This window comes from Frigoribacterium sp. AC512 (genome assembly GCF_979258295.1).
The window spans coordinates 1446521-1464766 of sequence record NZ_OZ409850.1; the positions used below are offsets into that span (position 1 = coordinate 1446521).

At 71.9% G+C, this 18246-nt stretch carries 16 protein-coding genes; all 16 read left to right on the forward strand.

What is annotated here, in order from left to right; all coding sequences use genetic code 11:
- Window positions 1–77 precede the first annotated feature (77 nt).
- The 16 genes from rpe to ACZZ97_RS06635 all read left to right on the forward strand — a co-directional run bounded on the left by rpe (window position 78) and on the right by ACZZ97_RS06635 (window position 18084).
- On the forward strand, window positions 78–743 hold the full coding sequence (gene rpe / locus ACZZ97_RS06560; protein ID WP_463472644.1) for a ribulose-phosphate 3-epimerase: 666 nt from the start codon (window positions 78–80) through the stop codon (window positions 741–743).
- Window positions 740–1003: a phosphoribosyl-ATP diphosphatase gene (locus ACZZ97_RS06565; RefSeq protein WP_123354635.1), complete on the forward strand. Its 264-nt coding sequence runs from the start codon at window positions 740–742 to the stop codon at window positions 1001–1003. Before rpe ends, ACZZ97_RS06565 begins: the two co-directional genes overlap by 4 nt.
- Before the next feature lie 67 nt (window positions 1004–1070).
- Window positions 1071–1910: an ATP phosphoribosyltransferase gene (gene hisG / locus ACZZ97_RS06570; protein ID WP_146900751.1), complete on the forward strand. Its 840-nt coding sequence runs from the start codon at window positions 1071–1073 to the stop codon at window positions 1908–1910.
- Window positions 1911–1912: 2 nt separating this feature from the next.
- Window positions 1913–2689, forward strand: coding sequence for an imidazole glycerol phosphate synthase subunit HisF (gene hisF, locus ACZZ97_RS06575; protein WP_146900754.1), 777 nt, complete (start codon window positions 1913–1915; stop codon window positions 2687–2689).
- A gap of 14 nt (window positions 2690–2703) precedes the next feature.
- Window positions 2704–3150 carry a phosphoribosyl-AMP cyclohydrolase gene (gene hisI / locus ACZZ97_RS06580; protein WP_463472645.1) on the forward strand — a complete coding sequence of 149 codons (447 nt, stop codon included), beginning with the start codon at window positions 2704–2706 and terminating at the stop codon, window positions 3148–3150.
- Window positions 3140–4666 carry an anthranilate synthase component I gene (locus tag ACZZ97_RS06585; RefSeq protein ID WP_463473770.1) on the forward strand — a complete coding sequence of 509 codons (1527 nt, stop codon included), beginning with the start codon at window positions 3140–3142 and terminating at the stop codon, window positions 4664–4666. Before hisI ends, ACZZ97_RS06585 begins: the two co-directional genes overlap by 11 nt.
- Window positions 4666–5322, forward strand: coding sequence for a Trp biosynthesis-associated membrane protein (locus tag ACZZ97_RS06590; RefSeq protein ID WP_463472646.1), 657 nt, complete (start codon window positions 4666–4668; stop codon window positions 5320–5322). Before ACZZ97_RS06585 ends, ACZZ97_RS06590 begins: the two co-directional genes overlap by 1 nt.
- 46 nt (window positions 5323–5368) lie before the next feature.
- Window positions 5369–5617: a DUF6704 family protein gene (locus ACZZ97_RS06595; protein ID WP_123547220.1), complete on the forward strand. Its 249-nt coding sequence runs from the start codon at window positions 5369–5371 to the stop codon at window positions 5615–5617.
- Entirely contained in the window at window positions 5618–6391 is a 774-nt protein-coding gene (trpC, locus tag ACZZ97_RS06600; RefSeq protein ID WP_463472647.1) for an indole-3-glycerol phosphate synthase TrpC, read from the forward strand.
- 2 nt (window positions 6392–6393) lie between these two features.
- Window positions 6394–7602, forward strand: a complete 1209-nt coding sequence (gene trpB / locus ACZZ97_RS06605) for a tryptophan synthase subunit beta (RefSeq protein WP_133737528.1) — start codon at window positions 6394–6396, stop codon at window positions 7600–7602.
- Complete coding sequence (trpA, locus tag ACZZ97_RS06610) at window positions 7599–8417, forward strand: tryptophan synthase subunit alpha (protein WP_463472648.1); 819 nt, start codon at window positions 7599–7601, stop codon at window positions 8415–8417. The genes trpB and trpA overlap by 4 nt, the downstream gene beginning before the upstream one ends.
- A gap of 87 nt (window positions 8418–8504) precedes the next feature.
- Window positions 8505–9503: a prolipoprotein diacylglyceryl transferase gene (lgt, locus tag ACZZ97_RS06615; protein ID WP_314100799.1), complete on the forward strand. Its 999-nt coding sequence runs from the start codon at window positions 8505–8507 to the stop codon at window positions 9501–9503.
- 238 nt (window positions 9504–9741) lie between these two features.
- A complete protein-coding gene (gene gltB, locus ACZZ97_RS06620; protein WP_463473771.1) occupies window positions 9742–14322 on the forward strand; it encodes a glutamate synthase large subunit in 4581 nt (1526 codons plus the stop codon).
- On the forward strand, window positions 14315–15772 hold the full coding sequence (locus tag ACZZ97_RS06625; protein ID WP_314100801.1) for a glutamate synthase subunit beta: 1458 nt from the start codon (window positions 14315–14317) through the stop codon (window positions 15770–15772). The genes gltB and ACZZ97_RS06625 overlap by 8 nt, the downstream gene beginning before the upstream one ends.
- A gap of 75 nt (window positions 15773–15847) precedes the next feature.
- On the forward strand, window positions 15848–17296 hold the full coding sequence (pyk, locus tag ACZZ97_RS06630) for a pyruvate kinase (protein WP_314100803.1): 1449 nt from the start codon (window positions 15848–15850) through the stop codon (window positions 17294–17296).
- Window positions 17297–17466: 170 nt separating this feature from the next.
- Window positions 17467–18084 carry a hypothetical protein gene (locus ACZZ97_RS06635; RefSeq protein WP_463472649.1) on the forward strand — a complete coding sequence of 206 codons (618 nt, stop codon included), beginning with the start codon at window positions 17467–17469 and terminating at the stop codon, window positions 18082–18084.
- Window positions 18085–18246 lie beyond the last annotated feature (162 nt).

The following is an 18246-nucleotide window of genomic DNA, read 5'->3' on the forward strand; positions in this document are numbered from 1 at the left end:
ACTGGTCTGACGCAGGAAAGCACTGACGCAGGCGAGGCCCTGAGGCCGAGGAGGCGCATCGCCGGTACGATCGTCCGGTGTCCGTCCGCATCAGCCCCAGCATCCTCTCGGCCGACTTCGCCAACCTCGAGCGCGACCTCGCCCGCATCTCCGACGCCGACCTCGTCCACGTCGACGTGATGGACGGGCACTTCGTGCCGAACCTCACCCTCGGCCTGCCGGTGGTCGAGCGTCTCCAGCAGGTCAGCCCGGTGCCGCTCGACGTGCACCTCATGGTCGAGGACGCCGACCGCTGGGCCCCGCGCTACGCCGAGCTAGGCGCCTTCTCCGTGACGTTCTCGGCCGAGGCCGCGGCCGACCCGGTGGCGACCGCGCGGGCGATCCGCAGCACCGGGGCGCGTGCGTCGATCGCGGTCAAGCCCGGCACCGACCTCGAGCCCTACCTGCAGACCCTCGACCAGTGGGACATGATCCTGGTGATGACGGTCGAGCCCGGCTTCGGCGGCCAGTCGTTCATGCCCGAGACGATGCCGAAGCTGGCTCGCGCGCGCGAGGCGGTGCGCGCCTCCGGCCTGGACGTCTGGCTCGAGGTCGACGGCGGCATCGGGCTCGACACGATCGTGACGGCCGTCGAGAACGGTGCCGACACGGTCGTCGCGGGCTCGGCCGTCTACGGCGGCGAGCCTGCCGAGCGCATCGCCGCGCTGAGGGCGGCCGCGGCGACGGTAGCCTTGTCGTCGTGAAGTCCTTCGACCAGCTGTTCTCCGAGCTCAGCGACAAGGCCCGTGACCGTCCCGAGGGCAGCGGCACCGTCGCCGAGCTCGACGCCGGGGTCCACCAGATCGGCAAGAAGATCGTCGAGGAGGCGGCCGAGGTGTGGATGGCCGCCGAGTACGAGGGCGACGTCGCCACGGCAGAGGAGATCTCGCAGCTGATCTACCACGTGCAGGTGCTCATGATCGCCAAGGGCCTGACCCCCGACGACGTGTGGCGACATCTCTGAGCCCGTCCCCACCACCTCACGACGTGACGCCGCCGACCGGCGGCCCCAGAACGGACAGCTCCCCACCATGCTCCGCGTAGCAGTGCCCAACAAGGGCTCCCTCAGCGAGACCGCCAGCCAGATGCTCCACGAGGCGGGCTACCAGGGTCGCCGCGACCCGAAGTCGCTCTACCAGGCCGACGAGCGCAACGGCGTCGAGTTCTTCTACCTCCGGCCCCGCGACATCGCGACCTACGTCGGCCAGGGCGCGCTCGACGTCGGCATCACCGGCCGCGACCTGCTGCTCGACTCCGGGTCGACCGCCGGCGAGATCGCGCCCCTCGACTTCGCCTCCTCCACCTTCCGCTTCGCCGGCCCGGCCGGTCGCTTCCGCGAGCTGGCCGACCTCGAGGGCCTCCGGGTCGCGACGAGCTACGTCGGCCTGGTCGGCGCGTTCCTCCGCGACGCCGGAGTCACGGCCCAGCTCGTGGGCCTCGACGGGGCGGTCGAGAGCGCTGTCAAGCTCGGCGTGGCCGACGCGATCGCCGACGTCGTCGAGACGGGCACGACCCTCCGCGCCGCCGGGCTCGAGGTCTTCGGGCCGGTCATCCTGCAGTCGACCGCCGTGCTGATCGCCTCCGACGCGCAGGCCGCGGGCATCGACGTGCTGCACCGCCGCCTCCAGGGAGTCCTCGTCGCGCGACGCTACGTGATGATGGACTACGACGTGCCGGTGTCGGCCCTCGACGCGGCGACCGCCGTCACGCCGGGCATGGAGTCGCCGACCGTGGCGCCCCTGCACGACGCCGACTGGGCCGCCGTCCGCGTGATGGTGCCGCGCGGCGACACCAACCAGGTGATGGACGCCCTGTACGACCTGGGCGCCCGGGCCATCCTCGTGAGCCCGATCCACGCCGCGAGGCTCTGACCGTGACGGCCGCCGACCCGTCACTCGCGGTCCGTGTCGTCCCCTGCCTCGACGTCGCCGCCGGGCGCGTCGTCAAGGGCGTCAACTTCCTCGACCTGCGCGACGCGGGCGACCCCGTCGAGCTCGCCCGCACCTACTACGAGCAGGGCGCCGACGAGATCACGTTCCTCGACGTCACCGCGACGGTCGACGACCGCGCGACCACCTACGACGTCGTGCGGGCGACCGCCGAGCAGGTCTTCATCCCGCTGACCGTCGGCGGGGGAGTCCGCTCGACCGACGACGTCGCGCGACTCCAGGCGGCGGGCGCGGACAAGATCGGCGTCAACAGCGCGGCGATCGCCCGCCCCGCGCTCGTCGGTGAGATCGCCGACCGCTTCGGCGCCCAGTGCGTCGTGCTCTCCCTCGACGTCAAGCGATCGGCCCGGATGCCCTCCGGCTTCGTCGTGACGACCCACGGCGGCCGCACCGAGACGGACATCGACGCCGTGGCCTGGGCACGCGAGGCCATCGAGCGCGGCGCGGGCGAGCTGCTCGTCAACAGCATCGACGCCGACGGCACGAAGCAGGGGTTCGACCTCGAGCTCGTGGCGCTGATGCGGTCGAACAGCCGCGTCCCGGTCATCGCCTCCGGCGGGGCCGGCGCCCTCGAGCACTTCGCGCCCGCCGTGGCCGCCGGCGCCGACGCCGTCCTCGCCGCCTCCGTGTTCCACAACCGCGAGCTGACGGTCGGAGACGTGAAGCGCGAGCTGGCGGCCTCCGGCGCCGTCGTCCGATGACACCGGGAGTCCCCATGACCGACCAGACAGCGCCCGAGCAGCCCCTGACCCGTGACACCGTCGAGCCGGTCGTGGCGCGCGCCCGCTTCGACGCGAGCGGGCTGCTGCCCGCGATCATCCAGGACGCCGTCTCGCGCGACGTGCTGATGATGGGCTGGATGGACGAGGAGGCGCTGCGTCGCACCCTGACCGAGGGCCGGGTGACCTTCTGGTCACGCTCGAGGCAGGAGTACTGGCGCAAGGGCGACACCTCCGGCCACGCCCAGTTCGTCCGGGCCGCTGCGCTCGACTGCGACGACGACGCGCTGCTCGTGACCGTCGAGCAGATCGGGGCCGCCTGCCACACGGGCGCCCACTCGTGCTTCGACGTCGACCCGCTCAGGCCGGCCACCGCCTCCTCGACGGACGCGGGCACCGACCGCGCTCGGTCCGACGGCGCGGGGGACGCCGATCGTGGCTGACCGCTCGTCGACCACGCGTGCGGCCTTCGACGCCCTGCTCGACGGCCATCGGGTGATCCCGGTGGTCCGTGACCTCTTCGCCGACGGCGAGACGCCGGTGGGCATCTACCGCAAGCTCGCCGCCGGCCGTCCGGGCACCTTCCTCCTCGAGTCGGCCGGACAGGGCGGCATCTGGTCGCGCTGGTCGTTCGTCGGCGTCTCGTCCTTCGGCGTCCTCACGACGCACGAGGGCGAGGTGCGGTGGCTCGCGCACGGGCTCGACGCCGAGCGGGCCCTCGGGGGTGCGACCGGTCGTCCGCTCGAGGTCCTCTCCGCCCTGCACGAGCGCTGGGCGACACCGCGCATCCCCGACCTCCCGCCGCTCACGGGCGGCCTGGTCGGCTTCGTCGGCTGGGAGGCGGTCCGCGAGCTGGAGCACCTCCCCGACGTGCCTCCCGCCGACTTCACCGTCCCGTCGCAGGCGCTCAGCTTCGTCTCCGAGCTCGTCGCGCTCGACCACCGCACCGGAGCCGTCATGCTGATCGCGACGGTGCTCAACGACGGTGCCGACGACGCCGACTCGCTCTGGGCCGACGCCCAGGCGCATCTCGACGGGCTGCAGTCGGGCCTGGCGGCGCCGAGCGACGCCTTCCTCTCCGACGTCGACCTGGGCGTCCAGCCGTCGCCCGTCGACCGCACGCCGCGGACTGACTACGCCGAGGCGATCGAGCGCTCGAAGCAGTTCATCGTCGACGGCGACGTGTTCCAGGTCGTCGTCTCGCAGCGCTTCGACCACGAGCTGACCGCCGACGCCCTCGACGTCTACCGGGTGCTGCGGACCTTGAACCCGAGCCCGTACATGTACCTGGTCAGCCTCGAGGACGCGACGGGCGAGCCGTACCAGATCGTCGGCTCGTCTCCGGAGGCGCTGGTCAAGGTCGACGGACGGCGCGCCTTCACCCACCCCATCGCCGGGTCGGCCCCCCGGGGCGCGACGCCCGAGGAGGACGGCGTGCACGCCGAGCGGCTGCTCGGCGACGAGAAGGAGCGGGCCGAGCACCTCATGCTCGTCGACCTGGCGCGCAACGACCTGCTCAAGGTCTGCACGCCCGGCACCGTCGAGGTGACCGAGTTCATGCAGGTCGAGCGCTTCAGCCACATCATGCACCTCGTCTCGAGCGTCGAGGGCGACCTCGCCCCCGGGCGGAACGCCATCGACGCGTTCCGCGCGACGTTCCCCGCGGGCACGCTCTCGGGCGCGCCGAAGCCGCGGGCCCTCGAGATCATCGACGAGCTCGAGCCGGCTCAGCGCGGCGTGTACGGGGGAGTCGTCGGCTACTTCGACTTCGCCGGCTCCGCCGACGTCGCGATCGCGATCCGCACGGTCCTCCTGCAGGGCGGCGTCGCCAGGGTCCAGGCCGGTGCGGGCCTGGTCGCCGACAGCGACCCCGACGCCGAGGCGCAGGAGGCGCGCAACAAGGCCGCGGCCCCCCTCCGCGCCGTCGCCGTGGCCAACGCCATGACGAGGCTCCGCTGATGGGGCCGCGGCGGCTCAAGCTCGTCACGATCCTCGTCGGGGTCCTCCTCGCCGGTGTTGGCCTCCTCACCTGGACGCAGCCCTGGTTCCGCGTCGTGGTCGCGTCCCCGCAGGGCGGGCAGCTCGACCTGACCGCGGCCGGCGACGTCGCCGGATCGCCCGTCTCCGCCCTCTCCCTGGCCGCCCTGGCCCTCGTGGGCGCCCTCACGATCGCGGGGCGTGTCTTCCGCGTCGTCCTCGGCCTGCTGCAGGTCGCGCTCGGCGCCAGCATCGCCGTGACGGCGGGCACCGCCCTCGCCGACCCGGTCCGCGCCTCCGGCAGCGTCGTCACCGACGCGACCGGGGTCGACGGCCAGGAGAGCCTGCGCGCGCTCGTCTCGTCGACGTCGGCCACCCCGTGGCCCTGGCTCGCGCTCGTCGTCGGCGTGCTCGCCGCGCTGCTCGGCGTGGCGATCGTCGTCACCTCGGGGGCGTGGCCGAAGGCCGGGCGCAAGTACACCGCCACCCGGCTCGTGCCTGCCGACCCGTCGAGCGACCCGAGCGCGACGTGGGACAGCCTCTCGGTCGGCGACGACCCCACCGATCCCGACGAGCCCGCCGCGCCGGTCGACGACGCCGGGCCCCGTCCGGGCGCCGGCGACCGACCCAGCCGGTAGACTCACCCCGTACCGCACTGATCCGAGGAGCACCGTGAGCCAGCAGATGACGAAAGCCGCCGAGACCGAGACCGCCGACGACCTCGGCCACGGCAACTCCCCGGCGGCCTGGACGGCCGTCGTGATCATGCTGGTCGCCTTCTCGATCGGCACGGTCGCCTTCTTCTTCGCCGTCGTCTGGGTCGTCTGGGCCTCCGCGGCGCTCCTGCTCGTCGGCCTCGTCGTGGGCCTCGTGCTCAAGCGCGCTGGCTACGGCGTCGGCGGCCACCGCTACGTGCCGAAGGCGCACAACTAGGTGCTCGACGACCTGTACGCGGGCGCGCTGGCCGATGCCGACGCCCGCCGCGAGTCCCTGCCCTTCGCCGCCGTCGAGGCGGCCGCGCTCGACCGCGCCCCGGCGCTCGACGCCCGGGCAGCACTCGCTCCTGCGGCCGGAGTCAAGATCATCGCCGAGGTCAAGCGCGCGAGCCCCTCGCGAGGCGACCTGCACGCCATCCCTGATCCCGCCTCCTTGGCGCTGTCGTACGCGACCGGGGGAGCGAGCGCCATCAGCGTCCTCACCGAGGGGCGCAAGTTCAAGGGCAGCCTCGCCGATCTCGAGGCCGTGCGCGCCGCCGTCGACGTGCCCGTGCTCCGCAAGGACTTCATCGCCGACCCGTACCAGGTCCTCGAGGCCCGCGCCGCGGGTGCCGACCTGGTGCTGCTCATCGTCGCCGGTCTCGAGCAGGCCCGCCTGGTCGAGCTGCACGACCTCGTGCGCGAGCTCGGCATGACGGCGCTCGTCGAGACGCACTCGGCCGACGAGGTCGCCCGCGGCCTCGACGCCGGTGCCGAGGTGCTCGGCGTGAACGCCCGCGACCTCTCGACGTTCGAGCTCGACCCCGACCTGTTCGGCCGCCTGGCCGACTCGATCCCCGCCGGCGTCACCCGTGTCGCCGAGTCCGCCGTCATGTCGCCCGCCGACGTGGCGCACTACCGTCGCGCCGGCGCCGACGTCGTGCTCGTGGGCGAGGCCCTCGTCACGCACGGCGACCCCGTCGACGCGCTCACCCGCTTCCTGGAGGTCTGACCGTGGCACTTCGAGACGAGACCGGGCCGTACTTCGGCTCCTTCGGCGGGCGCTTCGTCCCCGAGTCGCTGGTCGCGGCGCTGGACGAGCTCGACGCCGCCTACAAGGCGGCCGCCGTCGACCCCGAGTTCCAGGCCGAGTTGGCCGCCCTGCACGCGACCTACACGGGCCGCCCGTCGATCGTGACCGAGGTGCCGCGCTTCGCCGAGCACGCCGGCGGCGCGCGCATCCTGCTCAAGCGCGAAGACCTGAACCACACCGGCTCGCACAAGATCAACAACGTGCTCGGCCAGGCGCTCCTCGCCCGCAAGCTCGGCAAGACCCGACTGATCGCCGAGACCGGCGCGGGTCAGCACGGCGTCGCCACCGCGACCGCCGCCGCCCTCTTCGGCATGTCCTGCGTCGTCTACATGGGCCAGGTCGACACCGAGCGCCAGGCGCTCAACGTCGCCCGCATGCGCCTGCTCGGGGCCGAGGTCGTCTCGGTCACGACCGGCTCGCGCACCCTGAAGGACGCGATCAACGACGCCATGCGCGACTGGGTGGCGAGCGTCGACACGACCCACTACGTGCTCGGCACGGTCGCTGGCCCGCACCCGTTCCCCGCCATGGTGCGCGACTTCCACAAGATCATCGGCGAGGAGGCGCGCGAGCAGGTGCTCGCCCTCACGGGTCGGCTGCCGGATGCCGTCACGGCCTGCGTGGGCGGCGGCTCGAACGCGATGGGCATATTCCACGCGTTCCTCGACGACCCCTCGGTCGAGCTCTGGGGCTACGAGGCGGGCGGCGACGGCGTCGAGACGGGTCGCCACGCGGCGTCGATCACGCTGGGCCGCATCGGCAACCTCCAGGGCACGAAGTCTTACCTCATGCAAGATGAGGACGGCCAGACGCTCGAGAGCCACTCCATCTCGGCCGGCCTCGACTACCCGAGCGTCGGCCCCGAGCACGCCTGGCTCGCCGAGAGCGGTCGCGCTCACTACGAGCCCGTCACCGACGCCGAGGCCATGGCCGCCTTCAAGCTGCTCACGCAGACGGAGGGCATCCTGCCCGCGATCGAGACGGCGCACGCCCTGGCCGGGACCATCAAGCTCGGTCAGCGCCACCCTGACTGGACGATCCTCGTGTCGATGAGCGGCCGCGGCGACAAGGACGTGGCGACCGCGAGTCGTTACTTCGGGGTCCTCGACGAGGAGGCGCAGCAGCTGTGACCGACACCACCTCCGCCCCGAAGACCGGCAGCAAGGTCGCGACGGCCATCCGTGCCCGCCGCGACGCGGGCACCGGCGCCCTGATCGGCTACCTGCCTGTCGGCTTCCCCGACCTCGCGACGAGCATCGACGCCGCGGTCACCCTGGCCGAGAACGGCGTCGACGTCATCGAGCTGGGCCTGCCCTACTCGGATCCCGTGATGGACGGGCCGGTCATCCAGGCCGCGACCCAGCGCGCCCTCGCCGAGGGCTTCCGGGTCCGCGACGTCTTCACCGCCGTCCGCGAGATCACGTCGCGCACCGCCGCCCCGGTCGTCGTCATGACCTACTGGAACCCGGTCGAGCAGTACGGCGTCCGGCGCTTCGCCGACGACCTGGCCGCGGCCGGGGGAGCAGGGCTCATCACGCCCGACCTCATCCCCGACGAGGCCGCCGACTGGCTCGACGCCTCCGAGGCCACCGGTCTGGACCGCGTCTTCCTCGCGGCGCCCTCCTCGAGCGACGACCGCCTCCGTCAGTCCGTCGAGCGCAGCCGCGGCTTCGTCTACACGGTCTCGACGATGGGCATCACCGGCGCACGGACCGACGTCGACGCCGCAGCGCACACGCTCGTCGACCGGCTGCGGGCCGCGGGCGTCGAGCACGCCTGCGTCGGCCTCGGCATCTCGACCGCGCAGCAGGTCCGCGAGGTGCTGGAGTACGCCGACGGGGCCATCGTCGGCTCCGCGTTCGTCCGGGCTCTCGCCGACGGCGGGCTGTCCCGCCTCGCCGAGGTCGCGGCCGACCTGTCGAGCGGCACCGCCGTCCGTCCCTGACGTCCGACGCTGACGACGGCCCACGCTAGAGTCGTTCCTCGTCGGCCCGCCGGCGTCCCGTAGTCCCCCCTGAAAGGCGCCCCGAACGTGTTCGTTCCCCTGAGCATCCCGAGCCCGTCCGTCGACTGGCAGTACTTCGACCTGACGAACTGGATCAACTCGACGTTCGGCGCCGCGCTGCCCGGGTCCCTCCGCATCCACGCCTACGCGATCTGCATCCTCGTGGGGATCGTCGCCGCGGTCCTCCTCACGAACAAGCGCCTCATCGATCGTGGTGCCGAGCGCTGGGTCGTCATCGACGTCGCGATCTTCGCCGTCCCGCTGGGGATCATCGGAGGCCGGTTCTTCCACGTCGTCACCCACCCCGCCGACTACTTCGCCGGGCAGGAGTGGTGGCGGGCCTTCGCCGTCTGGGAGGGCGGGCTCGCCATCTACGGTGCCCTGCTCTTCGGTGCCCTCGGCGTCTGGCTCGGCTGCCGCGCCTCCGGCCTGCGCTTCTCCGTGTTCGCCGACGCGCTCGCGCCCGGGCTGCTCGTCGCCCAGGCCTTCGGCCGTCTCGGCAACTGGTTCAACCACGAGCTGTTCGGCCTGCCGACCGACCTGCCCTGGGGCCTCGAGATCGAGTCGACCAACCCCGCCTACCCGGTCGGCCTGCCCGAGGGCACGCTGTTCCACCCCACCTTCCTGTACGAGATCATCTGGATGCTGGCGGGCGTCGCCGTCCTCCTGCTGATCGAGCGCAGGACGCCGATGCAGTGGGGCCGCGCCCTGGCGTTCTACCTGGTCTGGTACGGGATCGGCCGCTCGGTCTTCGAGTCCATCCGCACCGACCCGAGCCTCCTGTTCTTCGGCATCCGCACCAACGTCTGGGCTTCCTTCGCCGCCATCGTCCTCGGCGTGGCCATCTGGGTCATCGCGAACCGTCGCCACACCGGGCTGCTGCCCGGCCCCTACGTGCCGGGCCGCGCGCCGTCCGACCGTGCCGCTGAGGTAGACTCGCGCGACACGTACACGGAGGACGACGAACCCGAGTTGGTCACCGTGGCATCATCGGACGACAACACCGAGACCACGCCACGCTCCTGAGCCCGACAGGCACCGTCAGCACCGACGACACGACCTGCTCCCTCAGGGGCACCCTCCGCGACGAGCACCGCCTCACGACTGCCACAAGCAGCCACGGGAAGTCACGCTGCGCCGCACCCGGGCCCGCCACCACCGCCCGGACAGCACCTGCCGACGACGACCGCCTCCGCGGCGTCGTCTCGACGACGGGCCGACGACGTCCCGACCCCCATCGGATCTCCCCGTGAGGACGGATCACATGGCGCTCACGCCAGTTCACCAGCAGTTCAGCACCGTTCCCGCTGCTGCGGGCCTGTACGACCCGCGCAACGAGAAGGACGCCTGCGGCCTGGCCATGGTCGCCACCCTCCGCGGGACCCCGGGCCACGACATCGTCGACGCCGCGCTCGGCGCCCTCCGCAACCTCGAGCACCGCGGTGCCATCGGCTCCGACGCGGGCACGGGCGACGGGGCCGGCATCCTCTGCCAGGTCCCCGACGCGTTCCTCCGCGCCGTCGTCGACTTCGAGCTGCCCGAGGCGGGGCAGTACGCGGTCGGCATCGCCTTCCTGCCCACCGACGAGCAGGAGCGCGCCGAGCTGAAGACCGGCGTCGAGCGGATCGCGAACCTCGAGCAGCTCGACGTGCTCGGCTGGCGCGAGGTGCCCGTGCGCCCCGACGAGCTCGGGTCCCTCGCCCGCGGCGCGATGCCGGCCTTCGAGCAGCTCTTCGTCCGCAGCCGTCGTCACGGAGCCGACGGCGAGCTGCTCTCGGGCGTAGCGCTCGACCGCCAGGCCTACCGTCTGCGCAAGCGCTCCGAGTCGAAGCTCGGTGCGTACTTCACCTCGCTCGGCAGCCGCACCATGGTCTACAAGGGCATGGTCACGACGCTGCAGCTCGAGCCCTTCTACCCCGACCTCAGCGACGAGCGCTTCGCCTCGAAGCTGGCCGTCGTGCACTCCCGGTACTCCACGAACACGTTCCCGTCCTGGCCGCTCGCGCAGCCGTTCCGCATGATCGCGCACAACGGCGAGATCAACACGGTCCGGGGCAACCGCAACTGGATGCGGGCGCGTCAGTCACAGCTCGAGTCCGAGCTCCTCGGCGACCTCAAGCCGCTGCTCCCGGTGGTCAGCCCCGGCGCCAGCGACTCCGCGTCGTTCGACGAGGTGGTCGAGCTGCTGAGCCTCACCGGTCGCTCGCTGCCGCACGCCATCATGATGATGGTCCCCGAGGCGTGGGAGAACCAGGTCGACATCGACCCGACCCTGCGCGACTTCTACGAGTACCACTCGATGATCATGGAGGCGTGGGACGGCCCCGCGGCCATCACCTTCACCGACGGCAGCCTCGTGGGCGCCACCCTCGACCGCAACGGCCTGCGCCCCGGCCGCTACCTGGTCACGGACGACGGCCTCGTCGTCCTCGCCAGCGAGATCGGCGTGCTGCCCGACATCGACCCCGCCAAGATCGTCCGCAAGGGCCGACTGCGCCCGGGCAAGATGTTCCTCGTCGACACCGAGGCCGGCCGCCTGATCGAGGACGACGAGATCAAGCGGGACCTCGCGACCTCCGAGCCCTTCGGCGAGTGGCTGGCCGAGGGCCGCATCCGGCTCTCCGAGCTCCCCGAGCGCGAGCACATCGTGCACACGCCGGCCTCCGTCATCCGTCGCCAGCGCACTTTCGGCTACACGGAAGAAGAAGTGCGCATCCTCCTCACGCCGATGGCGAAGACCGGGGCGGAGCCCCTCGGCGCCATGGGCAGCGACACGCCGATCGCGGTGCTGTCCGAGCGTCCGCGCCTCCTCTTCGACTACTTCACGCAGCAGTTCGCGCAGGTGACCAACCCGCCGCTCGACTCGATCCGCGAGCAGGTCGTCACGTCGCTCTCGCTCGGTCTCGGCCCGGAGCGCAACCTGCTCTCGGCCACCCCGGAGCACGCGCGTCAGGTCGTGCTCGACTTCCCCGTGATCGACAACGACGAGCTCGCGAAGATCCAGCACATCGACCCCAGCCCCGGGTCGCGCGTCACCTCGACGATCCGCGGCCTGTACCGGGCCGACAAGGGGCCGCGCGCGCTCGAGAAGCGCATCGCGGCCATGTGCAACGAGGTCGACGACGCCATCGAGGCCGGGGCCGAGTTCATCGTGCTCTCCGACCGCGACTCGAACCAGGACTTCGCGCCCGTCCCGTCCCTCCTCATGCTCGCCGCGGTCCACCACCACCTGATCCGCACCGAGAAGCGGATGTCGGTCGGCCTGATCGTCGAGGCCGGCGACGTCCGCGAGGTGCACCACGTCGCCACCCTGATCGGCTACGGCGCGTCCGCGATCAACCCGTACCTCGCCATGGAGACCTGCGAGAACCTCGTCCGGTCGGGAATGATCACCGGAATCTCGCCGGAGGACGCCGTCCACAACCTGATCAAGGCGCTCGGCAAGGGCGTGCTCAAGATCATGTCCAAGATGGGCATCTCGACCGTGTCGAGCTACGCCGCCGCCCAGGCCTTCGAGGCCGTCGGCCTCAGCCAGGAGTTCGTCGACACCTACTTCACCGGCACGTCGAGCGTGCTCGGCGGGGTGGGCATCGACGTCGTCGCGGCCGAGAACAAGCAGCGCCACACCAGCGCGTACCCGACCGACGGGTCCGTCGTCGCGCACGAGCGCCTCGCGACCGGGGGCGAGTACCAGTGGCGCCGCGAGGGCCCGCGGCACCTGTTCAACCCCGACACCGTCTTCCGCCTGCAGCACGCCACGCGCACGCGCCGGTACGACATCTTCCGCGAGTACACGAAGCTCGTCGACGACCAGTCGGAGGACCTGATGACCCTCCGCGGGCTCTTCTCCTTCCGAGAGGGCCTGCGTCAGCCGGTGCCGCTCGACGAGGTCGAGCCGATCGAGTCGATCGTCAAGCGGTTCTCGACCGGCGCGATGAGCTACGGCTCCATCTCGAAGGAGGCGCACGAGACCCTCGCGATCGCCATGAACCGCCTGGGCGGCAAGTCCAACACGGGCGAGGGCGGCGAGGACGTCGACCGGCTGCTGGACCCCGAGCGCCGCAGCGCCGTCAAGCAGGTCGCGTCGGGGCGCTTCGGCGTCACGAGCATGTACCTCACCCACGCCACCGACATCCAGCTCAAGATGGCCCAGGGCGCCAAGCCCGGCGAGGGCGGGCAGCTGCCCCCGACGAAGGTCTACCCGTGGGTGGCACGCACCCGGCACGCGACGCCGGGCGTCGGGCTGATCAGCCCGCCGCCGCACCACGACATCTACTCGATCGAAGATCTGAAGCAGCTCATCTTCGACGTCAAGCGCGCCAACCCGACGGCCCGGGTGCACGTCAAGCTCGTGAGCCAGTCGGGCATCGGCGCGGTCGCCGCGGGCGTGACGAAGGCCCTCGCCGACGTGGTCCTCGTCTCGGGCCACGACGGCGGCACGGGCGCCAGCCCCCTGAACTCGCTCAAGCACGCCGGCACCCCGTGGGAGATCGGCCTCGCCGAGACCCAGCAGACGCTGATGCTCAACGGCATGCGCGACCGTGTCGTCGTGCAGGTCGACGGCCAGATGAAGACGGGCCGCGACGTCGTGATCGCCGCGCTGCTCGGCGGCGAGGAGTTCGGCTTCGCGACGGCCCCGCTGATCGTCGAGGGCTGCATCATGATGCGCGTCTGCCACCTCGACACCTGCCCCGTGGGTGTCGCGACGCAGAACCCCGAGCTCCGGGCGCGGTTCTCGGGCAAGCCCGAGTTCGTCGTCAACTTCTTCGAGTTCCTGGCGCAGGAGGTGCGCGAGATCCTCGCCTCCCTCGGCTTCCGCAGCCTCGACGAGGCCGTCGGCCGCACGGACGCGCTCGACGTCGACCGTGCGCTCGACCACTGGAAGGCGTCCGGTCTCGACCTGTCGCCCGTGCTGGTCGGACCGCAGTTCGACGAGGACGAGCCTCGCCGCAACCGTCGGCAGCAGGACCACGACCTCGAGTCGCACTTCGACGTCGAGCTGATCGCCCGCAGCGCCGACGCGCTCGAGAACGGCGGCAAGGTGGCGATCTCGCTGCCCATCCGCAACACCGAGCGCGCCGTCGGCACGATGCTCGGCCACGAGGTGACCGTCCGCCACGGCGAGCACGGCCTCCCCGAGGGCAGCATCGACGTCACGCTGACCGGCTCCGCCGGCCAGTCGCTCGGCGCCTTCCTGCCGGCCGGCATCACCCTGCGGCTCGAGGGCGACAGCAACGACTACGTCGGCAAGGGCCTCTCCGGCGGCATCGTCGTCGTGCGCCCGTCGCGCGAGAGCACCTTCGTGGCCGAGGAGAACGTCATCGCCGGCAACGTGATCGGCTACGGCGCGACCCAGGGAAGCCTGTTCATCCGCGGCATCGTGGGCGAGCGGTTCCTGGTCCGCAACTCGGGTGCCAGCGCCGTCGTCGAGGGCGTGGGCGACCACGCGCTCGAGTACATGACCGGCGGGCTCGCCGTCATCCTCGGCGACACGGGCCGCAACCTGGGCGCGGGCATGTCCGGCGGCACGGCCTACGTGCACCGGCTCCGCAGCGAGCGGGTCAACGCCGAGTCCCTCGCGTCGGGCGAGCTCGAGCTGCACCCGCTCGGCAGCGCTGACGTCGAGATCCTCTCCGACCTCCTGTCGCGGCACCTCGCCGAGACGGGCTCGCCCGTCGCCGAGCGCCTGCTCGCCGACGTCGACGCCTCGGCGTCCGAGTTCGTCAAGGTCCTGCCGCGTGACTACGCCGCCGTCCTCGCCACCCGGCAGACGGCCGTCGACGAGGGTCTCGACCCCGATGGCGACGAAGCCTGGAAGCGAATCCTGGAGGTGACCGGTGGCTGATCCGAAGGGGTTCCTCAAGACCCAGAAGCGCGAGCTCCCGAAGCGTCGTCCCGTGTCCGTGCGACTGATGGACTACAAGGAGGTGTACGAGCAGCAGGAGAGCGGCGAGCTGCGCCGACAGGCGGGCCGCTGCATGGACTGCGGCGTGCCCTTCTGCCACCAGGGCTGCCCGCTCGGCAACCTCATCCCCGAGTGGAACGACCTCATGTGGCGCGGCGAGGGCCGCCAGGCCAGCGAGCGGCTGCACGCGACCAACAACTTCCCCGAGTTCACGGGCCGCCTGTGCCCCGCGCCCTGCGAGGCCTCCTGCGTGCTGGGCATCAACCAGCCGCCGGTGACCATCAAGCAGGTCGAGGTCAGCATCATCGACCAGGCGTTCCAGCAGGGCTGGGTCACGCCGCACCCCCCGGAGCGCCTCACGGGCAAGACCGTGGCCGTCGTCGGGTCCGGCCCGGCCGGCCTCGCGGCCGCGCAGCAGCTGACGCGCGCGGGCCACACCGTCGCCGTCTACGAGCGCGACGACCGCATCGGCGGCCTCCTCCGCTACGGCATCCCGGACTTCAAGATGGAGAAGAAGCAGATCGAGCAGCGGCTCGCCCAGATGCGGGCCGAGGGCACGCGCTTCCGCGCCGGAGTCGAGATCGGCCGCGACATCGCCTGGGACGACCTCCGGGCACGCTACGACGCCGTCGTGGTGGCCACGGGCTCCACCGTTCCGCGCGACCTCGACATCCCGGGCCGCGACCTCTCGGGGGTCCACTTCGCCATGGAGTACCTGGTGCAGCAGAACCGCACCGGCGCCGGCGACCGGGTCGACGACCAGATCACGGCCGAGGGCAAGCACGTCGTCGTCCTCGGCGGCGGCGACACGGGAGCCGACTGCATCGGCACGGCGCACCGTCAGGGCGCCCTGTCCGTGACGAACCTCGCGATCGGCCAGCAGCCCCCGGAGGAGCGGACCGAGTCCCAGCCCTGGCCCACCTTCCCGACCCTGTTCGAGGTCGCCAGCGCGCACGAGGAGGGCGGCGAGCGGATGTACCTCGCCTCCACCGTCGAGTTCCTCCGCAACGAGGTCGGCGAGGTCCGCGCCGTCCGTGTGGCAGAGACGGAGTACCTCGACGGCCGTCGGGTGCCGAAGGCGGGCACCGAGCGCGAGATCCCCGCGGACCTCGTCCTCCTCGCCCTCGGCTTCACGGGGCCGGAGCGCGACGCGATCGAGCAGCAGCTGCGCGTGCCGTTCGACTCCCGGGGCAACCTCGACCGCGGGGGCGACTACCAGACCTCCGAGCCCGGCGTGTTCGTCACGGGCGACGCGGGGCGCGGCCAGTCCCTCATCGTCTGGGCCATCGCCGAGGGCCGCGCGGCGGCCTCGGCCGTGGACGCGTGGCTCGAGGGCGAGACGATCCTGCCGTTCCCGGTGAAGCCCACGGATCGCGCCATTTCGGTCTGACCCGACTCGAGTCGGGAATAAGGTGGTGGGACGGGTCCTCAGCCGTCCCACCCCCCTACCTACAGTAAGGAACACATGAGACGCGCAAAGATCGTCGCCACCCTCGGGCCGGCGACGTCGAGCTATGACGACATCCGGGCCATCATCGACGCCGGCGTCGACGTGGCCAGGATGAACCTCAGCCACGGCAGCTACGACGTGCACGAGTCCGTCTACGCCAACGTGCGCCAGGCCGCGGCGGACGCCGAGCGTCCCGTCGCCGTGCTCGTCGACCTGCAGGGCCCGAAGATCCGCCTCGGCAAGTTCTCCGACGGTCCGCACGACCTCGCGGTCGGCGACGTCTTCAAGATCACGACCGACGACATCCTCGGTACGAAGGAGATCTGCGGCACGACCTTCAAGGGCCTGCCCGGCGACGTCGCCGTGGGCGACCCGCTGCTGATCGACGACGGCCGCGTCAAGCTGCGCGTGCTCGAGACCGACGGCACGACCGTGACGACCGAGGTCGTCGTGGCGGGCACGGTCTCGAACAACAAGGGCATCAACCTGCCCGGCGTCGCCGTCAGCGTCCCCGCCCTGTCCGAGAAAGACGAGGCGGACCTCCGTTGGGGCCTGGCCCTCGGCGCCGACTTCATCGCGCTCTCGTTCGTCCGCGACGCCGACGACGTCACCCGCGTGCACGAGATCATGGCCGAGGAGGGGCGTCGTCTGCCCGTCATCGCCAAGATCGAGAAGCCGCAGGCCGTCGACAACCTCGAGGCCATCATCGACGCGTTCGACGGCATCATGGTGGCCCGTGGCGACCTCGGCGTCGAGCTGCCCCTCGAGGCCGTCCCCATCGTGCAGAAGCACGCTGTCGAGCTGTCCCGCCGCATGGCCAAGCCGGTCATCGTCGCGACGCAGATGCTCGAGTCGATGATCTCCAGCCCGATCCCGACGCGCGCCGAGACCAGCGACGTGGCGAACGCCGTCCTCGACGGTGCCGACGCGGTCATGCTCAGCGGCGAGACGAGCGTGGGCGAGTACCCCGTCGTCACGGTGCAGACCATGGCCCGCATCGTCGCCTCCACCGAAGAACACGGCCTCGAGCGCATCCCGCCGCTCGGCACGAAGCCCCGCACCCAGGGCGGCGCCATCACCCTCGCGGCGGCCGACGTCGCCGAGTTCGTCCAGGCGCGCTACCTCTGCGTCTTCACGGAGTCGGGCGACTCCGTGCGTCGCATGTCGCGCCTCCGCCACTCGATCCCGATCCTGGCCTTCACGCCCAACGAGGCGACGCGTCGCCGCATGGCGCTCAGCTGGGGCGTCCAGTCGTTCCTCGTCGAGAACGTGACCCACACGGACGCCATGTTCGAGCAGGTCGACGACATCCTGCTGGGCAACGCGCTCGCCCTCTCGGGCGAGAAGGTCATCGTCATCGCCGGCTCTCCTCCCGGCATCGCGGGGTCGACGAACGACCTCCGCGTGCACCGCGTGGGCGACGCGCACGGCGAGGCCGCACCGGCCTACGCCAGCACGAGCTGACAGCGCGACAGCAGCACGACACCGGCACGGCCGGGTCGCCTCCGCGGAGGTGGCCCGGCCGTCGTCGTTCTGGGACCCGTTCCTGCCGAGACCCGCAGGGCCCGCGCACGCCCTCGCGCGCGCAGCGGGATGCGCCGCCCGCCCTCAGACTGCGGGCGTAGCCTCCCGGCATGTCCGTCGGCCCCTCGCACCCTCGTTGCTTCGTCGTCGGAGGCTCCCTGTGGGTCGTGCCGAGCGGCACGGGTCACGACGTCGCCACGACTCGGCGCAGCCGCGCAGGCACCGTGCCAGCCGACGGAGCCCGGTCCGCCCTCACGGACGCCTGGACGGTGACCGGGGGAGTGACCGGAGGCTTCTTCATGGGGACCGTGGCCGGTGCCGTCTGGCACGTTCAGGGTCTCGGCGACCTCGCGGCGTTCGTCCTCTCGGGTGCCGCCGTCGGCGCCGTGCTCGCCGTGGGCACCAAGCGGCTCTTCGCTGACTTCAGCGAACCTGCCACGGGCCGCGCACCGAGGGACGAGTCGGAGCGTGACCTGCCGGCAGTCCGCGTGCCGTGGGACGTCGCGAACGCGGCTCCGGACGACGCCGACGGTGACGAGCTCGCGCTGTGGTCCCTGCGCGCAGAGCGTTGGCGCCTGGCCCGGGCGGCCGCGGAGGACCGAACCTCCAGGGCCGACGCCGACGCGGACGACGGGGGAGCCGAGGCAGAGGCGGAGTACCGAGAAGCCGCGGCGGACTGGGAGCCGGTCGCGCGCCTTCTGGGGCTGCCCTTGCCCCTGCCGCTCTGACCGTGGCGTCGCCGCCGCGTCCACGGCGACACCCTTCCGGCGTCGACAACTCCGGATGCGTGCGCGGGGGCGTCCGCCTGCGGCCCCCGTGCGCGACCGCGCCGCTGCACCCGTCAGGAGTTGACGACCTGGCTCACTCGGCCCTCCGGACGACCCTCCGCG

Excerpts from the sequence above, each read along its gene's own strand:
- ACZZ97_RS06635 (WP_463472649.1), top strand. The coding sequence starts at position 17,467 with ATGTCCGTCGGCCCCTCGCACCCTCGTTGCTTCGTCGTCGGAGGCTCC.
- ACZZ97_RS06595 (WP_123547220.1), top strand. The coding sequence starts at position 5,369 with ATGACGAAAGCCGCCGAGACCGAGACCGCCGACGACCTCGGCCACGGC.
- ACZZ97_RS06590 (WP_463472646.1), top strand. The coding sequence starts at position 4,666 with ATGGGGCCGCGGCGGCTCAAGCTCGTCACGATCCTCGTCGGGGTCCTC.
- gltB (WP_463473771.1), top strand. The coding sequence starts at position 9,742 with ATGGCGCTCACGCCAGTTCACCAGCAGTTCAGCACCGTTCCCGCTGCT.
- hisI (WP_463472645.1), top strand. The coding sequence starts at position 2,704 with ATGACCGACCAGACAGCGCCCGAGCAGCCCCTGACCCGTGACACCGTC.
- hisG (WP_146900751.1), top strand. The coding sequence starts at position 1,071 with ATGCTCCGCGTAGCAGTGCCCAACAAGGGCTCCCTCAGCGAGACCGCC.
- pyk (WP_314100803.1), top strand. The coding sequence starts at position 15,848 with ATGAGACGCGCAAAGATCGTCGCCACCCTCGGGCCGGCGACGTCGAGC.